The organism is Marinobacter flavimaris (assembly GCF_002933295.1).
Lineage (GTDB): Bacteria > Pseudomonadota > Gammaproteobacteria > Pseudomonadales > Oleiphilaceae > Marinobacter > Marinobacter flavimaris.
Window position 1 is genome coordinate 44,594 of record NZ_PSSW01000004.1, and the last position, 16,427, is coordinate 61,020.

The 16,427-nt window shown below is 56.5% G+C and carries 19 protein-coding genes; 11 read left to right on the top strand and 8 right to left on the bottom strand.

Features of this window, described 5'->3' with window-relative positions; all coding sequences use genetic code 11:
* The first annotated feature begins 8 nt into the window (after positions 1-8).
* On the top strand, positions 9-284 hold the full coding sequence (locus tag MDHKLMBL_RS08605; protein ID WP_227497794.1) for a hypothetical protein: 276 nt from the start codon (positions 9-11) through the stop codon (positions 282-284).
* On the opposite strand, the gene MDHKLMBL_RS08610 is transcribed toward MDHKLMBL_RS08605, so the two are convergent.
* From MDHKLMBL_RS08610 to MDHKLMBL_RS08620, 3 genes are all read right to left on the bottom strand, one after another.
* The gene (locus tag MDHKLMBL_RS08610) at positions 281-1,186 is read right to left on the bottom strand and encodes a homocysteine S-methyltransferase family protein (protein ID WP_053112821.1); all 906 of its coding nucleotides are present in this window, start codon (positions 1,184-1,186) and stop codon (positions 281-283) included. The two genes, MDHKLMBL_RS08605 and MDHKLMBL_RS08610, sit on opposite strands and share 4 nt — an antisense overlap.
* A gap of 10 nt (positions 1,187-1,196) precedes the next feature.
* A complete protein-coding gene (locus tag MDHKLMBL_RS08615) occupies positions 1,197-3,227 on the bottom strand; it encodes an alkyl/aryl-sulfatase (RefSeq protein WP_104270612.1) in 2,031 nt (676 codons plus the stop codon).
* A 72-nt stretch (positions 3,228-3,299) separates the two neighbouring features.
* Entirely contained in the window at positions 3,300-3,623 is a 324-nt protein-coding gene (locus tag MDHKLMBL_RS08620; RefSeq protein ID WP_104270613.1) for a hypothetical protein, read from the bottom strand.
* Between the two features lie 133 nt (positions 3,624-3,756).
* Between MDHKLMBL_RS08620 and MDHKLMBL_RS08625 the strand changes: the two genes are divergently transcribed.
* A complete protein-coding gene (locus MDHKLMBL_RS08625; protein ID WP_104270614.1) occupies positions 3,757-4,221 on the top strand; it encodes a hypothetical protein in 465 nt (154 codons plus the stop codon).
* A 20-nt stretch (positions 4,222-4,241) separates the two neighbouring features.
* Here the strand turns inward: MDHKLMBL_RS08625 and MDHKLMBL_RS08630 are convergent, their stop codons facing one another.
* Positions 4,242-4,844 (bottom strand): pyridoxamine 5'-phosphate oxidase family protein, encoded by a 603-nt coding sequence (locus MDHKLMBL_RS08630; protein WP_104270615.1) that lies wholly within the window; start codon positions 4,842-4,844, stop codon positions 4,242-4,244.
* A 92-nt stretch (positions 4,845-4,936) separates the two neighbouring features.
* Here MDHKLMBL_RS08630 and pdxR point away from each other — a divergent pair, with 92 nt between their 5' ends.
* Both pdxR and MDHKLMBL_RS08640 read left to right on the top strand, forming a co-directional pair.
* A complete protein-coding gene (pdxR, locus tag MDHKLMBL_RS08635) occupies positions 4,937-6,385 on the top strand; it encodes a MocR-like pyridoxine biosynthesis transcription factor PdxR (RefSeq protein WP_241956206.1) in 1,449 nt (482 codons plus the stop codon).
* On the top strand, positions 6,382-7,059 hold the full coding sequence (locus MDHKLMBL_RS08640; protein WP_053112827.1) for a class I SAM-dependent methyltransferase: 678 nt from the start codon (positions 6,382-6,384) through the stop codon (positions 7,057-7,059). The genes pdxR and MDHKLMBL_RS08640 overlap by 4 nt, the downstream gene beginning before the upstream one ends.
* Here MDHKLMBL_RS08640 and MDHKLMBL_RS08645 read toward each other — a convergent pair.
* Positions 7,031-7,933 (bottom strand): LysR family transcriptional regulator, encoded by a 903-nt coding sequence (locus MDHKLMBL_RS08645; protein WP_053112828.1) that lies wholly within the window; start codon positions 7,931-7,933, stop codon positions 7,031-7,033. The two genes, MDHKLMBL_RS08640 and MDHKLMBL_RS08645, sit on opposite strands and share 29 nt — an antisense overlap.
* A gap of 105 nt (positions 7,934-8,038) precedes the next feature.
* On the opposite strand from MDHKLMBL_RS08645, the gene MDHKLMBL_RS08650 reads away from it, so the two are divergent.
* Genes MDHKLMBL_RS08650 through MDHKLMBL_RS08660 form a run of 3 tightly spaced genes read left to right on the top strand, consistent with a single transcriptional unit; the run spans position 8,039 to position 9,173 of the window.
* Positions 8,039-8,665 carry a class I SAM-dependent methyltransferase gene (locus MDHKLMBL_RS08650; protein ID WP_053112829.1) on the top strand — a complete coding sequence of 209 codons (627 nt, stop codon included), beginning with the start codon at positions 8,039-8,041 and terminating at the stop codon, positions 8,663-8,665.
* Positions 8,666-8,700: 35 nt separating this feature from the next.
* Complete coding sequence (locus MDHKLMBL_RS08655; protein ID WP_053112830.1) at positions 8,701-8,925, top strand: hypothetical protein; 225 nt, start codon at positions 8,701-8,703, stop codon at positions 8,923-8,925.
* Positions 8,926-8,969: 44 nt separating this feature from the next.
* On the top strand, positions 8,970-9,173 hold the full coding sequence (locus tag MDHKLMBL_RS08660) for a DUF3185 family protein (protein ID WP_053112831.1): 204 nt from the start codon (positions 8,970-8,972) through the stop codon (positions 9,171-9,173).
* 15 nt (positions 9,174-9,188) lie between these two features.
* Here MDHKLMBL_RS08660 and MDHKLMBL_RS08665 read toward each other — a convergent pair whose 3' ends face one another.
* A complete protein-coding gene (locus MDHKLMBL_RS08665) occupies positions 9,189-9,581 on the bottom strand; it encodes a DUF2784 domain-containing protein (protein WP_008172389.1) in 393 nt (130 codons plus the stop codon).
* Between the two features lie 134 nt (positions 9,582-9,715).
* Here MDHKLMBL_RS08665 and MDHKLMBL_RS08670 point away from each other — a divergent pair, with 134 nt between their 5' ends.
* Positions 9,716-10,459, top strand: coding sequence for a maleate cis-trans isomerase family protein (locus MDHKLMBL_RS08670; RefSeq protein WP_008172391.1), 744 nt, complete (start codon positions 9,716-9,718; stop codon positions 10,457-10,459).
* Here the strand turns inward: MDHKLMBL_RS08670 and MDHKLMBL_RS08675 are convergent.
* The gene (locus MDHKLMBL_RS08675) at positions 10,456-10,662 is read right to left on the bottom strand and encodes a diguanylate cyclase domain-containing protein (RefSeq protein ID WP_081467523.1); all 207 of its coding nucleotides are present in this window, start codon (positions 10,660-10,662) and stop codon (positions 10,456-10,458) included. The two genes, MDHKLMBL_RS08670 and MDHKLMBL_RS08675, sit on opposite strands and share 4 nt — an antisense overlap.
* Before the next feature lie 350 nt (positions 10,663-11,012).
* Here MDHKLMBL_RS08675 and MDHKLMBL_RS08680 point away from each other — a divergent pair, with 350 nt between their 5' ends.
* The 3 genes from MDHKLMBL_RS08680 (at position 11,013) to MDHKLMBL_RS08685 (ending at position 14,783) form a co-directional block, all read left to right on the top strand.
* The gene (locus MDHKLMBL_RS08680) at positions 11,013-11,531 is read left to right on the top strand and encodes a DsrE family protein (RefSeq protein ID WP_008172396.1); all 519 of its coding nucleotides are present in this window, start codon (positions 11,013-11,015) and stop codon (positions 11,529-11,531) included.
* Between the two features lie 232 nt (positions 11,532-11,763).
* Positions 11,764-11,979 carry a hypothetical protein gene (locus MDHKLMBL_RS21345; RefSeq protein ID WP_227497799.1) on the top strand — a complete coding sequence of 72 codons (216 nt, stop codon included), beginning with the start codon at positions 11,764-11,766 and terminating at the stop codon, positions 11,977-11,979.
* A gap of 233 nt (positions 11,980-12,212) precedes the next feature.
* Positions 12,213-14,783 (top strand): GcvT family protein, encoded by a 2,571-nt coding sequence (locus tag MDHKLMBL_RS08685; RefSeq protein ID WP_104270616.1) that lies wholly within the window; start codon positions 12,213-12,215, stop codon positions 14,781-14,783.
* 26 nt (positions 14,784-14,809) lie between these two features.
* Here MDHKLMBL_RS08685 and MDHKLMBL_RS08690 read toward each other — a convergent pair whose 3' ends face one another.
* Entirely contained in the window at positions 14,810-16,192 is a 1,383-nt protein-coding gene (locus MDHKLMBL_RS08690; protein ID WP_008172400.1) for an L-serine ammonia-lyase, read from the bottom strand.
* Positions 16,193-16,427 lie beyond the last annotated feature (235 nt).

Here is a 16,427-nt window from a genome sequence, read left to right on the forward strand (position 1 = left end):
CCGTAGACATGTTGAAGAGCACAGAGCATCAGGCACACTCCGCAATGCAGCCGATCACCTCCTGGATTGAGGGATATTCCAGACGCCAGCAATTCCGCCGTATGGCAGAGTCATTGCTGAAAGAAAAAGACGATACGCTTTCAGATCTTGGCTACGACCGCCATGATCTGGAAGGCGCCTTGCACCTTCCCATCCGGAACGATGCAATGCAATACATCGAGGCACGTCGTTCCAGACGTGCTGTGGAAGCGCGCAGAGCCAAAGCTCCTCGGCTCGCCGGCTAACCGCGCGGCAATTCCGAGAACCGTATCAGGTTATACTCGCCTGTCAGCACATCGGCCAGGTGGCTGATGTGCTCAGGCGTGATTTCACAGCAGCCGCCAACAACACCTGCGCCGTCATCCAACCACTGTTTCACCTGAAGCCCATACACCCCGGGTGACACGTCCTGCCTGGCTTCCAGTTCATCCACGAGCGCTCCGCCGGCCATTGGTTCAACTGTTTTGAACGCGTTTGCGTAGCCACCCGTGCAGGGGTAAAGGCCGGCCAATTCAGGCATTGCCTGCGAAATCACTTCCGGATCGCAGCAATTGAGCATAATCGCCGTTGGCCCTGACGCCCTCACCGCTTCAACAGCCTCGGCGAGGGTCTCCCCTGACCGGAGCTTGCCATCGGCTTCCAGTCTGAATGCCACTCCGAAGGGTTTGCCTGATTCACTGGCGGCAGCACAGGCGGCTTTCGCCTCCAGCGAGTTGGTCATGGTTTCGATGAGGAAGACGTCCGCCCCACTCTGCAATTTAACAAGGATGTCGAATTCCGATTTCAGATCCTCGAACGTCCGGTCAGGCTGGCTCCGATAGCTTCCGACCAGGGGCGGCAGGCAGCCGGCGATATCAACGTCGGCACCCGTTAACGCGATGGCGCGCTCCAACACCTCAAACGCCCGTTGATGGATTGCACCAATCTCGTCACCAAGGCCTTCTCTGGCCAGTCGCGTGGGCGTTGCAGCATAGGTGTTCAGTGTCAGGGTACGGGCGCCCGCCCTGATAAAGTCAGCATGGACATCGGTAACCACGTCCGGCTGCTCCCGCATTACCGCCACTGACCAGAGCAGTGACGTAACATTCATGGCCCTGCGGTAGATTTCCTGGCCCAGGCCGCCATCGAGAAGTGCAACAGATTTCATAAAGTACTCATCAGGGTGTAACGATATTGAACCGGCCCTGAGGCTTGTCCAGCATACTGAAAAAGCCTATCAGGTCGAGCCGGCTTCCCTCAAAGCTGATCTCGTCGCTGAACAGAAGTTCCTTCAGCCCCGCACGGCCGATCAACAGATCCACAAACAAAGACCGCGTCAGATTCAATGTGGCGTCAGCGGGAGTGTCCTCATTAACCAGACGGTTGTGAAGCACGGAATGTTTCAAAGTCAGCAGATAACTTTCCTTGAGATCCGTGAAGGTAATCTTGATGACGGCGCTCTCCCCTTCTGCGTCTTCGGCCTTCAGCCGCACCGCCATGCTGTCGAAGAACAGGGATACCGGCGTGTTCAGCAGCACTTCTCTCATCATCGCCGGTTTGATGCCCTCTTTCGGCGAACCATGGCGCAGCTCGTATGCCCCCGTCAGGTAGAAGTCCCGCCAGGGTGCGGATTCCGCCTGATAGCCAAGCTGGTCATAGACGTTGGCCAGAAGCTGTTTTGCATCGTCATTCCCCGGCTCGGCGAAGACCACCTGATTGAGCAATTCCGCCAGCCACCGGTAGGTGTCGCGCCCTTCACTGGCCCCCATGGCAGAGGCCGCCTCGAAATCCTCGCGGGCGCTTTCCAGAACCTTTTCAGCGCCACCCATCATCTGCACATAACGCTGGGCCGAGTCACTTTCCGGAAGTGGGTCTAGCTGAGCCGGGTTCGCTGTAAACCACCCCAGGTAGTGCTGATACACCGCTTTGGCGTTGTGAGACACGGTGCCGTAGTACCCCTGGTTATGGAACGCCCGATTCAGCTCCGGCGGCAGCTTGAGCTGATCGGCGATCTCCCTGGGCGTCGCACCCTGGTTCATCAAACGCACCGTCTGATCGTGAATGAACTTGTAGGTATCCCGCTGAACAGCCAGGAAGTCCTGGATATTCTCTTGCCCCCACAGCGGCCAGTGATGGCTGCCGAAGTAGATATCGGCGTCGGCAAACAGAGTCTTTGCTTCGTCGATAAAGCTGCTCCATAGACGGGCATCCCGAACCTTCGCGCCCCTCAGGGTGTAGATGTTGTGCATATTGCGGCTGACCAGCTCGGCACCGCAAAAGGCCTTTTGTTCGGGGAGGTAGAAGGTGAACTCTGCAGGCGCTTCGGAACCGGAGACAATCTGGAAAATCATCGGCACGCCGTCCACCGTCAGCTCAGTGCCTGTCTCGCTGATCAGATCCGTCGCCGGCGCAAAACCAAAGGTGCCGAACCCGGGCCCTTTACCCAGGCCAGTGCCAACATGGCCGCGTTCATCCCGCTCCAGGCGTTTGCCATACATAAACATCGCCCGGCGCGTCATCGCGGGGCCGGCGATGATGTTCTCACTGGTTGCTTCTTCCTCGAATCCGGCTGGCGCGATAATGCGCAGATTGGCTTTTTCTTCATCCGAAAGGTGCTGAAGAATGCCTTGCACGCCACCAAAGTGATCAATGTGGCTGTGAGTATAGAGAATCGCGCGCACCGGCTTTTCGCCGAGGTGTTCCCTGGCAAACAGGAAGGCTTTGCTGGCAGTCTCCCGGGCGGTCAAAGGATCCACCAGAATCCAGCCGGTATCGCTCTCGATAATCGACATGTTCGCCAGATCGTAACCCCGGATCTGGTAAAGCCCGTCGGTAACCTGGAACAAACCATGAATGTTATTGAGGGCAGCCTGACGCCAAAGGCTTGGATTGACCGAAGCCGGAGCGTTTTCTCCGTTCTCATCGATAAAGTCGTAGGCCGGCATGTTCCAGACCTGGCCGCCGTCAAGATGATCAATGACCAGCTCCGGATCCTGGGCAATCAGTCCCCTTCGGGCGTTCTCGAAGTCGTCACGATTGTCGAAGGGCCGCTGGTCCAGCACCTGCCGATTTGCCTGGCCGGTACTGGCCGTTGGCCCAGTGTGTCCGGCACTGTTGGCTACCGATGAATCCGGACCGGAATCACACCCGGTCAGGGCCAGCGCAATACCTAACAGAGGAACAAGGAGAATCTTCACGGCTGAAGGCATGCGGGGAACCTATCGAGCTGTTGTTATTGGTTAACCCAAGTTTACTCCAGAGTCGGCCAGAGTCTGCGTAAGTCAGGCAAAATACTCCTGAATCCACTCGAACAGTTTGGTTGCTGACATATCGCCAAACGCCATCTGCTGGAAGTCGCTCCCCACTTCATCTTCGATGGTCACGAACTGGTACAGAAGAATGCCGGGCTGTTCATCGTGCAGTATCAGCGTAATTCTTCGGCGAGTGCGCAGACAGTCAATGGTCATCACATCCGCTGGTATACCTGCATCACGCATACCCCGGCGAACCTCCACTACCGGATTGATGTGCTGGTGGGTGGCCTGAATGCGGGCATGGGCATCGCTGGCAAGGTCGGACAGGGTTTTGAGGGGATCTTCAGACATTGGGGCCGATTCGCTCCGAGGGTTGTCATCTTTGCTCAGCCAGATTACCAGAGAATGAGCAATCCTTAAGCGAAATCTGCCTCTCTTATGAGTAGCCTGCGCCTGAATTGCTCAACGCTGAGGGTTAACCGATATGGTCAACATGCTGGCCGCTATTCCAGTCAGGGCACTATTCGCCCGACTATTTTCACTCGTTTTTTTCGTGCTTGCTTTCACTTTGGTCAGTGCCACTGTAATGGAGGTGATCAGCGCGCTTCAATCTGGCCAGCAGCTTATGCAGGCGCTGATCAAGGGCGTTAACGGCAGCATCATCGCTCTCGCTGTCTACGAGCTGGCAATGGTTATCCGATCCGAATACAGCGGGCGTTCAGAATCCCACGACGTCATAACTATGATGAGACGAACGCTGCCGCGTTTTATTGGAACAGTGTGTGTTGCAATGTCGCTTGAAGGGCTGATCATGATCATCAAATACAGTCAGTTGGAACTCGCCGGCAACCTCTATTATCCCGTTGCCATCATCGTCAGCACCGCCCTGCTGCTGGCATCCCTGGGCCTGTTTTTGAAGATGGCTCCCAAAGACCAGGCTGGCCCTTGAGTTATAGTTTCATCGACAGGTTAAACACCGGTCGGTATCAATCCGTGCCACACGGGCAGAGCCATATCTTCCGGATCGTCATTCGGACCGCCGGTACGGCTTTTGAACGCCCCTTCTTCAATCGGTATCCGGAATAACGCCGTTGCTTTTCGCTCCTTGTCATTCGGTGACCTCACCTGTTCCCACCGTCCTGGCTCAATCTGGTTGATAATCGCGCGGAACGCGGCATCAAAGTCGGCATCATCGGTTACCGGAACCGCATGGCCAAACAACACCAGTGATTCATAGTTGGCACTGTGATTGAACGCCGATTTTGTCATCACCCATTCATTTGTCACGGCGAAGGAAATGCAGAGCAATACGCCCGATTCCAGACGCCGGGACAATCGTCCACCATTGAGCGTGTGCACATAGAGGTCGTCGCCCAGTCGCCAGGCCGTGATCGGGATGATGCGAGGCTCGCCATCTTCCACAAATCCTAGATGCGCCGTTTTGAGCCGATCAATCAGCCGGTAGGCTGTTTCCCTGTCATAGCTGGCTCGCTTTACCGCCCTCTGCACCCTGCTGCGTGGACAGAAAGTCAGCGGGGAGGCGCTGGGCCCGGCCAAATCAGTCGTTGTCATCAGAAGCTCCTTTCCGGTCTTGCACTTCACAAAATGTACTTCTATTGAAAGGCACTTCTGATACCATCGAAAGATCCAGATTATGACTTTTAATGGGACCAGTTGATGTGATCGACGATATCCGGCTAGACAGCACGGATCCGCTGCAACACCAGCTGTATCAACGATTGTCCGAACGGATACTCGATCAGCGCTACCCACCCGGGCGTCAGATGCCACCGAGCCGCCAGATGGCTCAGGACCTGGGCATAAGCCGCAACACGGTGAACGCTGTTTATGAACAGCTCAAAGCGGAGGGCTTTCTTCAAAGCCGTGCCGGCAAGGGTGTCTTTGTCCATGAAGACATCAAATCAGCCGTGAACCCCTCAGGGCCAGGCCTGAACAACCCCGTTGGCGATTCCATGAAACTGCCACCACTACCTGCACTTCCACGGGGAAAGTCGAAGCCTGTAGAAGACGCCAGTTTGCCATTTCAGCCGGGCTTGCCAGATCTGGATGCGTTTCCCATCCGAAGCTGGAACCGGATTCTGCACCACCAGGAAAGCCGGCGGACACTGCGAGGATATGACAGCATCCAGGGGTATAAGCCCCTGAGACGCGCCATCGCCACCTACCTGCGAACCTCCCGCGGTGTTCGCTGCGAAGAGCATCAAGTCATCATCACCAACGGCGCACAACAGGCCCTCTCGCTGCTTGCCGACGTTTTTCTGCAACGGGGCGACAGTGTCCTCTGCGAAAATCCCGGATACCGTGGCGCCCGGAACGCGCTGGGCCGTCTAGGCAATCCTGTGATTCCAATTCCCCTCAGGAACCAGGTCCTGGATGTGGAAGCGTTGCCAGGCCTTGAGCCTGCCAGAGCCAGACTCCTGTTCTGCACGCCCACGCACCAATACCCCATGGGCGGCATCCTGGACCTGTCCCAGCGAATGGCGCTGGTTCAATGGGCCCAGCGCAATGAGTGCTGGATCATCGAGGATGACTACGACAGCGAGTTCCACTTCTATAACAAGCCCTTCGCCGCCATCCAGGGCCTGTTCGAGAATGCGCCCGTGCTCTACATGGGCAGTTTCAGCAAAACGCTGCTACCCGCATTGCGCGTTGGCTATCTGGTGGTCCCGGAGCCGGTGGTCGAACCCTTACTCTGGGCAAAACAGATTAGAGGTGGCGAGACGCCCCTTCTTTCCCAGGCAACCATCGCCGAATTCATTGAGAGTGGTCAGTTCACACGCCACCTGCGGCGCATGCGCCAGCTATACCGGGACAAGTGGCAACTCTTCCAGCGCGAGGTTACGGAAAAGCTCGGCGGGCTTGCTCAACCGGTGGCGGAAAGCGCGGGGATGCATCTGGTACTTGAAGGAGATTTTGACGACCTGGCGCTCAGCCAATGGTTGAAAGCCAGGGGATTTGGCAGTACACCGCTAAGCGCGCACTTTCTGGGAGATTCCTCCAGAACCGGCCTCGTAATGGGATTTGCGAGCGCCAACGAGCGCGAGATCAGAGAATGCGTCAACACCCTGCGATCGGGGCTCACCAAACCATGACATCAAAGTACGAAAAACAGATTCTTACCGCATGGAACTCAAATGCCTCGCCCTGGATCAGGGCCGTGGAACAAGCGGGCATTCGAGCGCCGGGGAACCTCTCCAGCAGCAGTGTTTTAAGAGTGATTGAAGATTACGCCCCCTCGGGTGGCTCAATTCTCGACGCAGGATGTGGCGAGGGCTGGTTGATCAGAGAAGTAACGCGCCTTGGCTACCGAGGCACCGGAACAGATGCCGTGCCGGAATTGATCGAATATGCCCGGCAACAGGGAGAGGAAGACTTCAGGGTCCTCGACTACGAACAACTGGAAAATGCCGATCTGGGCACGTTTGATCTTGTTGTGAACAACTTTGCCTTGCTGGGAGACACCTCGGTGAACGCGTTTCTCAAGGCCCTGCCCAAACTTCTCAATCCCGGTGGTGCGTGCGTCATCCAGACTCTCCACCCTGTCGCCTTTTTCCATGAAGGAGAATACGCCACTGGCTGGAAGCCCGGAACCTGGGCTGGCCTTCCCGGCGATTTCGGCGATCCGGCTCCCTGGTACTTCCGAACGCTCGCCAGTTGGCTGAACCTGTTCACGAAAACGGGATTGACGTTGGGAGAGATCAGGGAACCTTCAACCGGGGGCCAATTGCCGCAATCGGTTATTTTTGTGGTTCAAAGTACTCGGTAAGTTCAGCAGCGAGGAAATCAAAGACCGTCCGAACCCGAAGGTTCATCCTGAGCTCCCGGTGGGAGACGAGCCAGACATCGCCGCCAAAAACCTTATCCTCGAAGACTCTCTCTACTTCAGCCTCTGCATTACCCAACTCAACGGGCATCATGCCAATACCGATACCAGCCCGAGCCATTTGCCAATGCACCAGATGGCTGTCCGTCCTGGCAACGAATTGCTCTTCCCGCAGCTTGAGGCCACGCTGCGCCAGGGCTCCCACGTATCTCTCATTGTTTGAAAGAAAGCCTATGAATGGAGCCTTACAAAGACCGTCGGTCAACGGCGATGGCAGATCAGCCAGGATTTCGGGTCTGGCGTAGAGAGTCGCCGAGAATTCCCCCACCTTGCGGGCAATCAGATCGGGTTCTGTGGGTCGAAAGTTCCGGATGGCAATGTCCGCAGCACGGCGGCGAAGATCGCTGGCCTCATTGGAGGCAACAAGGTTGATACGTATTCCGGGATACTGGTACCGAAGCCTCTGAAGAATTGGAGGCAGAATGTAAGCGGCAGTGATTTCAGATGCCGAAATCGCAATCTCGCCCTCAATGGAGTTCGCCTGACCCGTTGCCGCAAGTGAGAGGCTGCTTGCGGCCTCTCCCATCGCTCGGACATAGGCAAGCAGTTCGAGGCCATTCCGAGTCAATTCCAGCCCACGACCTCCCCGCTCAAACAGCGCCGTAGAAAGTTCCTCTTCCAACGCCGCAACCTGCCTTCCGAGGGTCGGCTGCGAAACCCCCAGAGCCTTTGCTGCAGCAGAGAGGGATCCTTCCTCGGCAGTCACGAGAAAGGCTCGAGCCCGGTTCCAATCAAACTTTACAGATTGCCAATTCATTCAGATTTGCATACCAGACATTCGATTCTGGCAATATTACCAACAGCTTCGCACAGATAGAATGGGTTCACTGAATTTATGCCGCCAGGCTGGAAAGGGGAATCCATGAGCTCGTCTGTCAATTTCTGGAACCGCAGCGCAGCGCGTTACGCCCGTCGCCCTATCTCAGATCAGAATGCCTATTTAAGAAAGATTGCCCTTACCCAAAAATACTTCCACCCCGAAATGGACGTGTTGGAGTTCGGCTGCGGTACCGGTTCCACAGCATTAATTCATGCTCCAAAAGTCCGCAGCTACCTTGCAACCGACGCTTCCTCCCGAATGATCGACATTGCCCGGGAAAGGATGGCAGGAAATACTCTCAACAATCTTCGTTTCGTCGTTGCCACGCTTGAGGACATGCAACATCGGCAGCAAGCGTTCGACGCGATTCTGGGATTGAACATCCTGCACCTGCTCCGAGACCCGGAGCGGGCCATAAACCAGGTTTTCAGCATGCTCAAACCCGGCGGCGTGTTCGTCAGCAATACCGCCTGCCTTCAGGACACGCGCCCACATCTCAAGCCAGTAGCCTGCCTGGCCCGCTTACTGCGATTTGCACCCTATGTCAAATTCGTATCGCGTCGTCAGTTGGAAATGCATCTGGAAAATGCCGGATTCCAGATCGATTATCGCTGGGTACCGGAAACCTCAAAAGACGTTTACTTCCTGATTGCCAAGAAACCAGAATAGGGCTGGGCTAATCCTCAGAAGAGTAATGTCGGCCAATGAAGACAGCACTTTCTCTAATCACCCTGCTCGCAGTGACCACCGGCTGCAGCCACAGAGCTGTCTATGAGAACGTTCAAATAAATCAACGGAACGACTGTGCCAACGAGCCGCCATCGACCTACTTCGAATGCCTTGATCGCGCAAATAAATCCTTTGAGGAATACCAGCGAGAACGAAAGGATCTATTGGAAAATCCGGAATCCGATGGCAAGCTGCCCTGACCCGAGGCACGCTGAACGGCAGTGCCAATCATAAGGAGAATTCAATGGGAAGTTCCAAACTGGTCGGCATTGTTTTATTGGTCATTGGCATTGGGCTGCTCTACTTCGGCTACCAATCAACTCAGTCCCTGGGAAACCAGCTGACCGAAACGGTCACAGGCCGATTTACCGACGACACCATGTGGTATCTGATTGGCGGGGCAGCCTCGGCCGCAGCGGGCGCTTTCCTTCTATTTTTCAGGAAATAAGCCAGCCCGTTTTTTTCACCGCCTGGGCCTGACCACAAACCAACTGGCCAGGACCAGCGCGCCGAACACCGTGTAAGCCAGAATAAACACCCAGTCCGGAGCACTGTAATACAGAATGGACTGCAGCCAGTGCTGGATAAACGATCCCTCATAGCCCGCCTCCCCGGCCTTAGCCCTAAGCGCCATTTCCCAGCTCGTAAGCGGGCATAACACACCCAGCCATGATTGCAGAACCACAATAGCAATAACCGCCAGGTGGCTCAGACGGAACCAGAAATTGCGCACCCACCGCCAATTCAGGAAATAGCCAGCGAATGTGGCCACCAGTCCCAGGATGACGAAGGCCACCAGTATCGTGTGCAGGATCAGGAGCGCATCAGCAAAGATCAGTAACCATTGGCTGTCCATCGCTACTCTCCATAGCTACTCTCCATAGCTACTCTCCATAGCTATTCTCCATCGCTACTCTCCAAAGACTGCTGAGTTGCCAGTTTTGGTCTATTGTACAGGCACGTCAATCTCTGCCAGTGAGGGAGCGTTCTATGAGCCACACCCCGCCTCCAGCCAGACTCGGGTTCCTCTACCCGGGCCATGCGGCCGAAGATGATTATCCCCTGATGGGTTCCATGATAGAGCCCCCGGCGCAAATAACCCTCATCCACACTGAATTCCTGGAGGACGCCCACACCGTTGAAGCCCTCAGTGAGATGGGCAGCGTCAGCCGGCTTTCCAAGGGTGCAGAAGCGCTGGCTGGCTCAGGGATTGAGTCGGTGATGTGGACCTCCACCAGCGCCAGTTTTGTGCTCGGCCTAGATGGCATTCGCCAGCAGATCGATACGCTCGAGAAACTGCTCGGTGTACCGGCTTCGACGACAGCAATGGCATTCGCCAGAGCGGTAAAAGCCATTGACGCCAAACGGGTGGCCATCGCTGCCACCTACCCGGAGGAGGTCGCGCAGCGATTCCGGGCATTCCTGAATCATTTCGATATCGAGGTCGTGCACCTGGCCAGCCGAGGCATCATCACAGCCGCGGAAGTCGGTCTGCTTGAGAAAGACGCGGTTATCGAATTCGCTCTGGCCAACGTCAGGGAAGAGGCCGACGCCCTGCTGATGCCAGACACAGCTCTCCACTCTTCAGCTTGGCTCACCGATCTGGAGCAGGCAATCGGGCAGCCGATACTGACCGCTAATCAGGTCAGTTTCTGGGAGGCTTTGCGACTGTGCGGCAAGCTCAGTCCCCAGTCGGGGCTGGGCAGTCTGTTCGAACACATGCCCGAGGATTAGGCCACTACGTATCTGGCGCGGCCCTGTTTTTTCGCGCAATACAGGGCTTCGTCGGCCCTTCGGATCATGTCGTCGATTGAATCAAACTCGTTGGCCAGGCCCTGACAAATCCCGATGGAGCAGCTGAGCACCTTGCTATCGGGGCTGTGCTCGTTTGGCACCGCACTCTCCTGCCATTGTTTCAGAACCTCCGCAGCCAGCAGCTCAAACCGGTCGGCATGCTCGCCCTCAGGACAGACCTATTTTCATCCCACAGACCTATTTTCACCCCAAATAGATCTGTCCCGGTTTCAACTAAATAGATCTGTCCCGGTTTCAGTCCCCGGTTTCAGTCCCGGTTTCAACTGTCCGGTTTCAACTGCATGCCTGGCAACTGTTTTCAGGTCTATTTCAGCTTCGTGTGTTCGACTGCTAGAACCCCAACTTGCTCCAAATTGGTACATTTATGATATATCGTACCTGTATTAGCTTAGGGAGAATATTTTAGATTCTGGAGCATTTTTATGGGTTGGCTGACAAAAAAACAAGTTCCTATCCCTCAAGGAGATTTGTCATGAGCGTGAATTATAAAAGCATACTTCGCCGAATTCCCCCCATCTTCTTTGCGGCCATCTATATGGTCCTGATGTCTTTACCTGCAGGTGCAGCCGGGTACGACAATGCTCTGAAGGGCGTTAAAAACTATGACGCTGTCTACGAGGTGAGCCAAGGAGATCCCAAGGTCGTTAACCCCGTTTTCTTGGTAATAAAGAACTCCTACAAAGCACCTGAAGTGAAGGCACTTGCGAAAGATCCCAACATCGCCATCGTTTTTCACGGGCCGGTGGTGAAACTGCTTTCGACTGACAGCGCATCATTTAATGAGGCAGAGCTGGCCGAGGTACAGAAATTCCAGACGACTCTTAAACAAATGAAGAAGGACGGGGTGACACTGGAAGTTTGCCGTTACGCGTTGAAAGGGATGGGTGTAGATGAGGCGACGATCATTCCGGAGGTCGACCCGGTAGATAATGGTTTCGTCTCGGTCATCGGCTATCAGATGCAGGGGTACGCGGTTGTCCGAATCCCCTAAGCAAAAAATCGGTTGTTGCTCTGCGAGCTGAAGTTCACCTTGAGGTCCGCTGGTCAAGATTGATCACATAAAAGGTGGAACACGAATGCGATTGCTCGCAAACTGGAGGTTCCGGGGCCAGTGCACCACGTTCTGGTGAGGTCGGACGGTCGCTAAGCCGTTTCCACTCATCCCATGAGCGGCGGAATCAGTATTATTGATCTGGACTTCGGTCCCACCCGCAAATAAGCAGGTGGCGTGGTCAAGTCCACGCGCCACACCTGCGGCAGTCAGGAAGCAGCTTCTCGATACTTATCATGGCGAAGGCATCTCTTTGCAGCAGTTGTTACTGGATCTCCATTCTGGGCGCATTATGCGCATTGGACCTTGGATATCTGACTTATCAGCACTTGCTATTTTACTGTTAGTCATCTCCGGGTTGATTAATTGGTGCCGTCGCCCGCGCTGAAGCAGCCCTGCATTACCACGAAGAATCTCTCCACAATACCGGTCGTTCCAACAAAAACTGACACATTGGGCCAGCCGGTGGCCCGGATTCTTCGGGGCTGCCTCTGCCGTTTTTGGACAACTCGGTGTCGTATTGGATTCACCTGCACTGAGCAATTAGAGCCACATTGAATCAGGGCCCTGGCCGATATGCGGCAGCGCGAGGGCGTTCATTGCAGGCAAAGGGGAACCAAAATGGCACAACTACCGAAACGTGCAAGAGTCGTAATCATTGGCCAGGGCGGTATCGTTGGCTCCTCGGTAGCACACCACCTGATCGAACAGGGCTGGGATGACATCGTAGGGCTGGAAAAATCCGCCATTCCCTCCGACATCGGCTCCACCTCCCACGCCTCGGATTTCTGCTTCACCACTTCCCACGACAAGCTGAACATTTACACCACCAAGTACAGCCAGGCGTTTTACGAAAAACGCGGCAATTACGTGAAATGCGGCGGCATGGAAGTGGCCCGGTCTGACGACGACGAGCGGATGGACGAGCTTCGTCGCAAGGTGGGTTCCGGAAAAGCGTTCGGCACCAATGTCAGCATGATCTCGCCCAAACAGGCAAAGGAGCTGTTTCCATTGCTGGACGAAAGTCAGATCCAGGGCGCGATGTGGGATCCGGATGCCGGGCTGGTAGTGCCCCGCTCCCAGAGTGTTGCCGGCGACCTGGTGGAAGAAGCCGTGGCCACCGGCAAACTGCAGGCCTTTGCCTACACGCCGGCCATCCGCATTGATGTCCAGGACGGCCAGGTACGTGGCGTGGAAACCCACAAGGGCTACATTGAGACCGAATACGTCGTTCTCTCCATGGGCATATGGGGGCCCCTGATGGCCAACACCGCGAACGCGCCCCTGCCACTGATGCCACTGGAGCATCCGTTGCTGTTTTTCGGGCCCTACGAAGAGCTCAATGGCACCGGCAAGCAGATTGTCTATCCCCTGTTCCGCGACCAGGGTAATTCCGCCTATGTGCGGGACACCGGCGACCCGACCACCACCGAAGGCGGCCGTATCGAGTGGGGCTATTACGAAGCGGAAAACCCGCGGCTGGTCTACCCCGGCGCCATTGCGGAGCCCGGTGATGCGCGGATGTCCCCCTCAATGCGGGATCTTTCACTGGACCAGGTCATGGACGCCTACGAAAAAGCCATTGAGATGACGCCGATCCTCGGCGAACTGGGCTGGGAAGAGAAACACTCTTTCAACGGCCTGCTGTCGGTCACACCGGATGGCGGTTCACTCATGGGCGAATCCCCGGAAGTCCGTAACCTGTGGTTCTGCGAGGCGGTCTGGGTCAAGGACGGCCCGGGAGCGGGCAAGGTCCTGGCCGACTGGATGACCCACGGCTCCCCGCAGATGGATCCCCACAGTATCGATATTGCGCGTCATTACCCGCTGCAGAAAACCCCGGACTACGTGTACAACCGCTGCTACGAGACGGCCAAAAAGATCTACACCCCGGCGGTTCACCCCCGTGAGCCGTACCTTACCGGTCGCAAGATGCGAACCAGCCCTTTCTACCTGAGGGAAGTGGGTCTGGGTGCTTACTTCATGGAGGCCGCAGGCTGGGAGCGTGCTCACGGCTATGCAGCCAACGAGTCCACCCTGCTGGCGAAATACCGCGACCGGATCCCGGTGCGGGAACACGAATGGGACGCCCGGCACTTCTGGGAGGTATCCAACGCCGAACAGCTTGAGATGAGCGAATCCGTGGGCATGATCAATCTCTCGCACTTCGCCATCTTCGACATTTCCGGTGATAACGCCGAAGCGCTGCTGGAATATCTGTCGGTTGCCAAAGTCGGCGGTACCACGCCCAACGGCAAAGGTGTCTACACCCATTTCCTCGACGAGCGCGGGGGCGTGCGTTCCGACCTGACCATCATTCGGCGGGGCGCGCAAGACTATCGGGTCGTCTGCGGCGGCGACACCGGCCATCGGGACTATTGCTGGATCACCCGTATGGCCCGGGAGAAGGGGCTGGACAACATCCAGGTGCATGACCGCACGGACGAACTGGCGACCCTTGGCCTCTGGGGACCAAAGGCCCGGGAGACATTGGCCCAGTTCGTTACCGACCCGGACCAGTTGTCCGCGGACAATTTCCCGTTTGCCACCGTCCGGGAACTGAACATTCGAGGGGTCCCGGTCTGGGCCTTCCGAATATCCTACGTGGGCGAGCAGGGCTGGGAGCTCTATTTCCCCTTCAGCTATGGCCTGAGAATCTGGGACCTGCTCTACGATGCGGGCGTTACGCCGGTGGGCATTGAAACCTACGCCAATACCCGTCGCCTGGAGAAGAGCCTGCGACTGCAGAACGTGGACCTGGAAACGGAATACAATCTCTACGAAGCCGGTTTGCAACGACCCAAGGTCAAAGAAGCCGATTTTCACGGCAAGGCCGCGTATCTGGAGCAACGGGAGTGGCCACGGCAATCGGCCTACCTGTGCACGATGACCATGACCGAGCACCGGGATGCCAACGGCATTCTGCGCTACCCGGTTGGCCAATGGCCGATTCTGGACCCACAAACCGGTGAAGTGCTGGTGGATAGCCACGGCCGCCGCTCTTACAACACCAGTGTGGCGTGGGGGCCTTCGGTGGGGAAGATCATTCTGCTGGGTTACATCCCCGTCGAGTACGCCCAGGAAGGGCGTGAGCTCACCCTGGAATACTTCCAGGAGCACTACCCTATCCGAATCGAAGCGGTGGGTTACCGGGCACTGTTTGATCCGGACAACGAGCGAGTCAAATCCTGACCGGGTTCAGAGAAGAGGCGCGGTGGTCAACACTCAATGATGTTGACCGCCAGCCCTCCCCTGGCGGTTTCCTTGTATTTATCCAGCATATCGCGACCGGTTTCCCGCATGGTGTGTAGAACCTTGTCGAGCGAAACGTAATGCTTGCCGTCACCCCTCAGGGCCATGATGGCGGCATCGATAGCCTTAACCGAGGCCATGGCGTTGCGCTCGATGCAGGGAATCTGCACCAGCCCACCGATGGGGTCGCAGGTCATGCCCAGATGATGCTCCATACCGATTTCCGCGGCATTTTCTACCTGTTCCGGTGAACCGCCCGTTGCCGCAGCAAGCCCGGCCGCGGCCATGGCACAGGCCGAACCCACTTCGCCCTGGCAGCCCACCTCGGCCCCGGAAATGGACGCATTTTCCTTGAACAGCACACCAATGGCACCGGCGGTGAGCATGAAACGCACAATGCCGTCCTCGTCCGCCCGGGGACAGAATTCCCAGTAATAGTGAAGCACGGCGGGGATAATCCCTGCTGCGCCGTTGGTGGGCGCCGTCACAATCCGCCCGCCGGCGGCATTTTCCTCATTGACGGCCAGGGCATAGAGGTTTACCCAGTCCAGTGCACTCAGGGAAGGTGAAATCAGGTCCACCCGCTGCTTGTCCATCAGCGACCGATACAGCGACGCGGCCCTGCGCCGGACCTTGAGGCCACCGGGCAACTCGCCCTCGTGCTGAATGCCGCTCTGTACGCACTCCCGCATCACCTGCCATAGCGCCAGAATGCTGCTACGAACCTCCTCTTGCGTGCGCCACGCCTGTTCGTTGGCAGACATAATGTCGGCAATGGCCAGGTTGTGTTCCCGACACAGCTCCAGCAACACCCTGGCACTGCTGAATGGGTATGGCTGTGGGGTGTCATCCTCGCGCACCTTCAGGGTGCCCTCAACGGTTGCATCCACCACGAACCCACCGCCGACCGAATAATAGCTTTTCTCGAACAGGCACTGCCCGTCGCGGTCGAAAGCCTGACAGGTCATGCCGTTGGGGTGCTCGGGAAGGGATTTGCGGCGGTAATAGACCAGGTCGGTATTCTCACGGAATTCAATGGCCTGCTGCCCTGCAAGCAAGAGGTTTCCACGGTCGCGGATCTGCTCAAGACGAGCCGGCATTACCGCCGGGTCGATCTTGTCTGGTCGTTCACCTTCCAGTCCCATCATTACCGCAGGGCCGGTGCCATGCCCCTTGCCGGTGGCACCGAGAGACCCGTAAAGGGACACCTTGAGCCGACCGACAGAAGAAAGCAGACCCTCACTCACAAGAGACCCGGCAAATCTTCTGGCCGCCTCCATGGGTCCCACTGTGTGGGAACTGGAGGGGCCAATACCAACCTTGAACAGCTCAAACAGACTGACTGCCAATGTGTGGCCTCCTGTTGAGGAACGTAATTCAACACTAGCGCCAATCGAGGCCAATCGCATGCTTTTTGGCGACATGGAAACGATGATTTCCGACAGCAGGACACGTCGCGTTGAGTCCATCCTGGCATGCACCGTGTCGCATGTGGACCATCCGCATTATTGCCCCCGTCATAGAATAAAAGGAGTATGGAATTGATCACTTATTGCACGACTCGGATGCAACAGCTAGTGTTCA

Bases quoted from the DNA above. Each gene is read 5' to 3' on its own strand.
- MDHKLMBL_RS08670 (WP_008172391.1), top strand. From the start codon at position 9,716: ATGAGCCACACCCCGCCTCCAGCCAGACTCGGGTTCCTCTACCCGGGC.
- MDHKLMBL_RS08650 (WP_053112829.1), top strand. From the start codon at position 8,039: ATGAGCTCGTCTGTCAATTTCTGGAACCGCAGCGCAGCGCGTTACGCC.
- MDHKLMBL_RS08665 (WP_008172389.1), bottom strand. From the start codon at position 9,581: ATGGACAGCCAATGGTTACTGATCTTTGCTGATGCGCTCCTGATCCTG.
- MDHKLMBL_RS08680 (WP_008172396.1), top strand. From the start codon at position 11,013: ATGAGCGTGAATTATAAAAGCATACTTCGCCGAATTCCCCCCATCTTC.
- MDHKLMBL_RS08630 (WP_104270615.1), bottom strand. From the start codon at position 4,844: ATGACAACGACTGATTTGGCCGGGCCCAGCGCCTCCCCGCTGACTTTC.
- MDHKLMBL_RS08685 (WP_104270616.1), top strand. From the start codon at position 12,213: ATGGCACAACTACCGAAACGTGCAAGAGTCGTAATCATTGGCCAGGGC.
- MDHKLMBL_RS08625 (WP_104270614.1), top strand. From the start codon at position 3,757: ATGGTCAACATGCTGGCCGCTATTCCAGTCAGGGCACTATTCGCCCGA.
- MDHKLMBL_RS08610 (WP_053112821.1), bottom strand. From the start codon at position 1,186: ATGAAATCTGTTGCACTTCTCGATGGCGGCCTGGGCCAGGAAATCTAC.
- MDHKLMBL_RS08640 (WP_053112827.1), top strand. From the start codon at position 6,382: ATGACATCAAAGTACGAAAAACAGATTCTTACCGCATGGAACTCAAAT.
- MDHKLMBL_RS08655 (WP_053112830.1), top strand. From the start codon at position 8,701: ATGAAGACAGCACTTTCTCTAATCACCCTGCTCGCAGTGACCACCGGC.
- pdxR (WP_241956206.1), top strand. From the start codon at position 4,937: ATGGGACCAGTTGATGTGATCGACGATATCCGGCTAGACAGCACGGAT.
- MDHKLMBL_RS08620 (WP_104270613.1), bottom strand. From the start codon at position 3,623: ATGTCTGAAGATCCCCTCAAAACCCTGTCCGACCTTGCCAGCGATGCC.
- MDHKLMBL_RS08660 (WP_053112831.1), top strand. From the start codon at position 8,970: ATGGGAAGTTCCAAACTGGTCGGCATTGTTTTATTGGTCATTGGCATT.
- MDHKLMBL_RS08605 (WP_227497794.1), top strand. From the start codon at position 9: ATGTTGAAGAGCACAGAGCATCAGGCACACTCCGCAATGCAGCCGATC.
- MDHKLMBL_RS08615 (WP_104270612.1), bottom strand. From the start codon at position 3,227: ATGCCTTCAGCCGTGAAGATTCTCCTTGTTCCTCTGTTAGGTATTGCG.
- MDHKLMBL_RS08645 (WP_053112828.1), bottom strand. From the start codon at position 7,933: ATGAATTGGCAATCTGTAAAGTTTGATTGGAACCGGGCTCGAGCCTTT.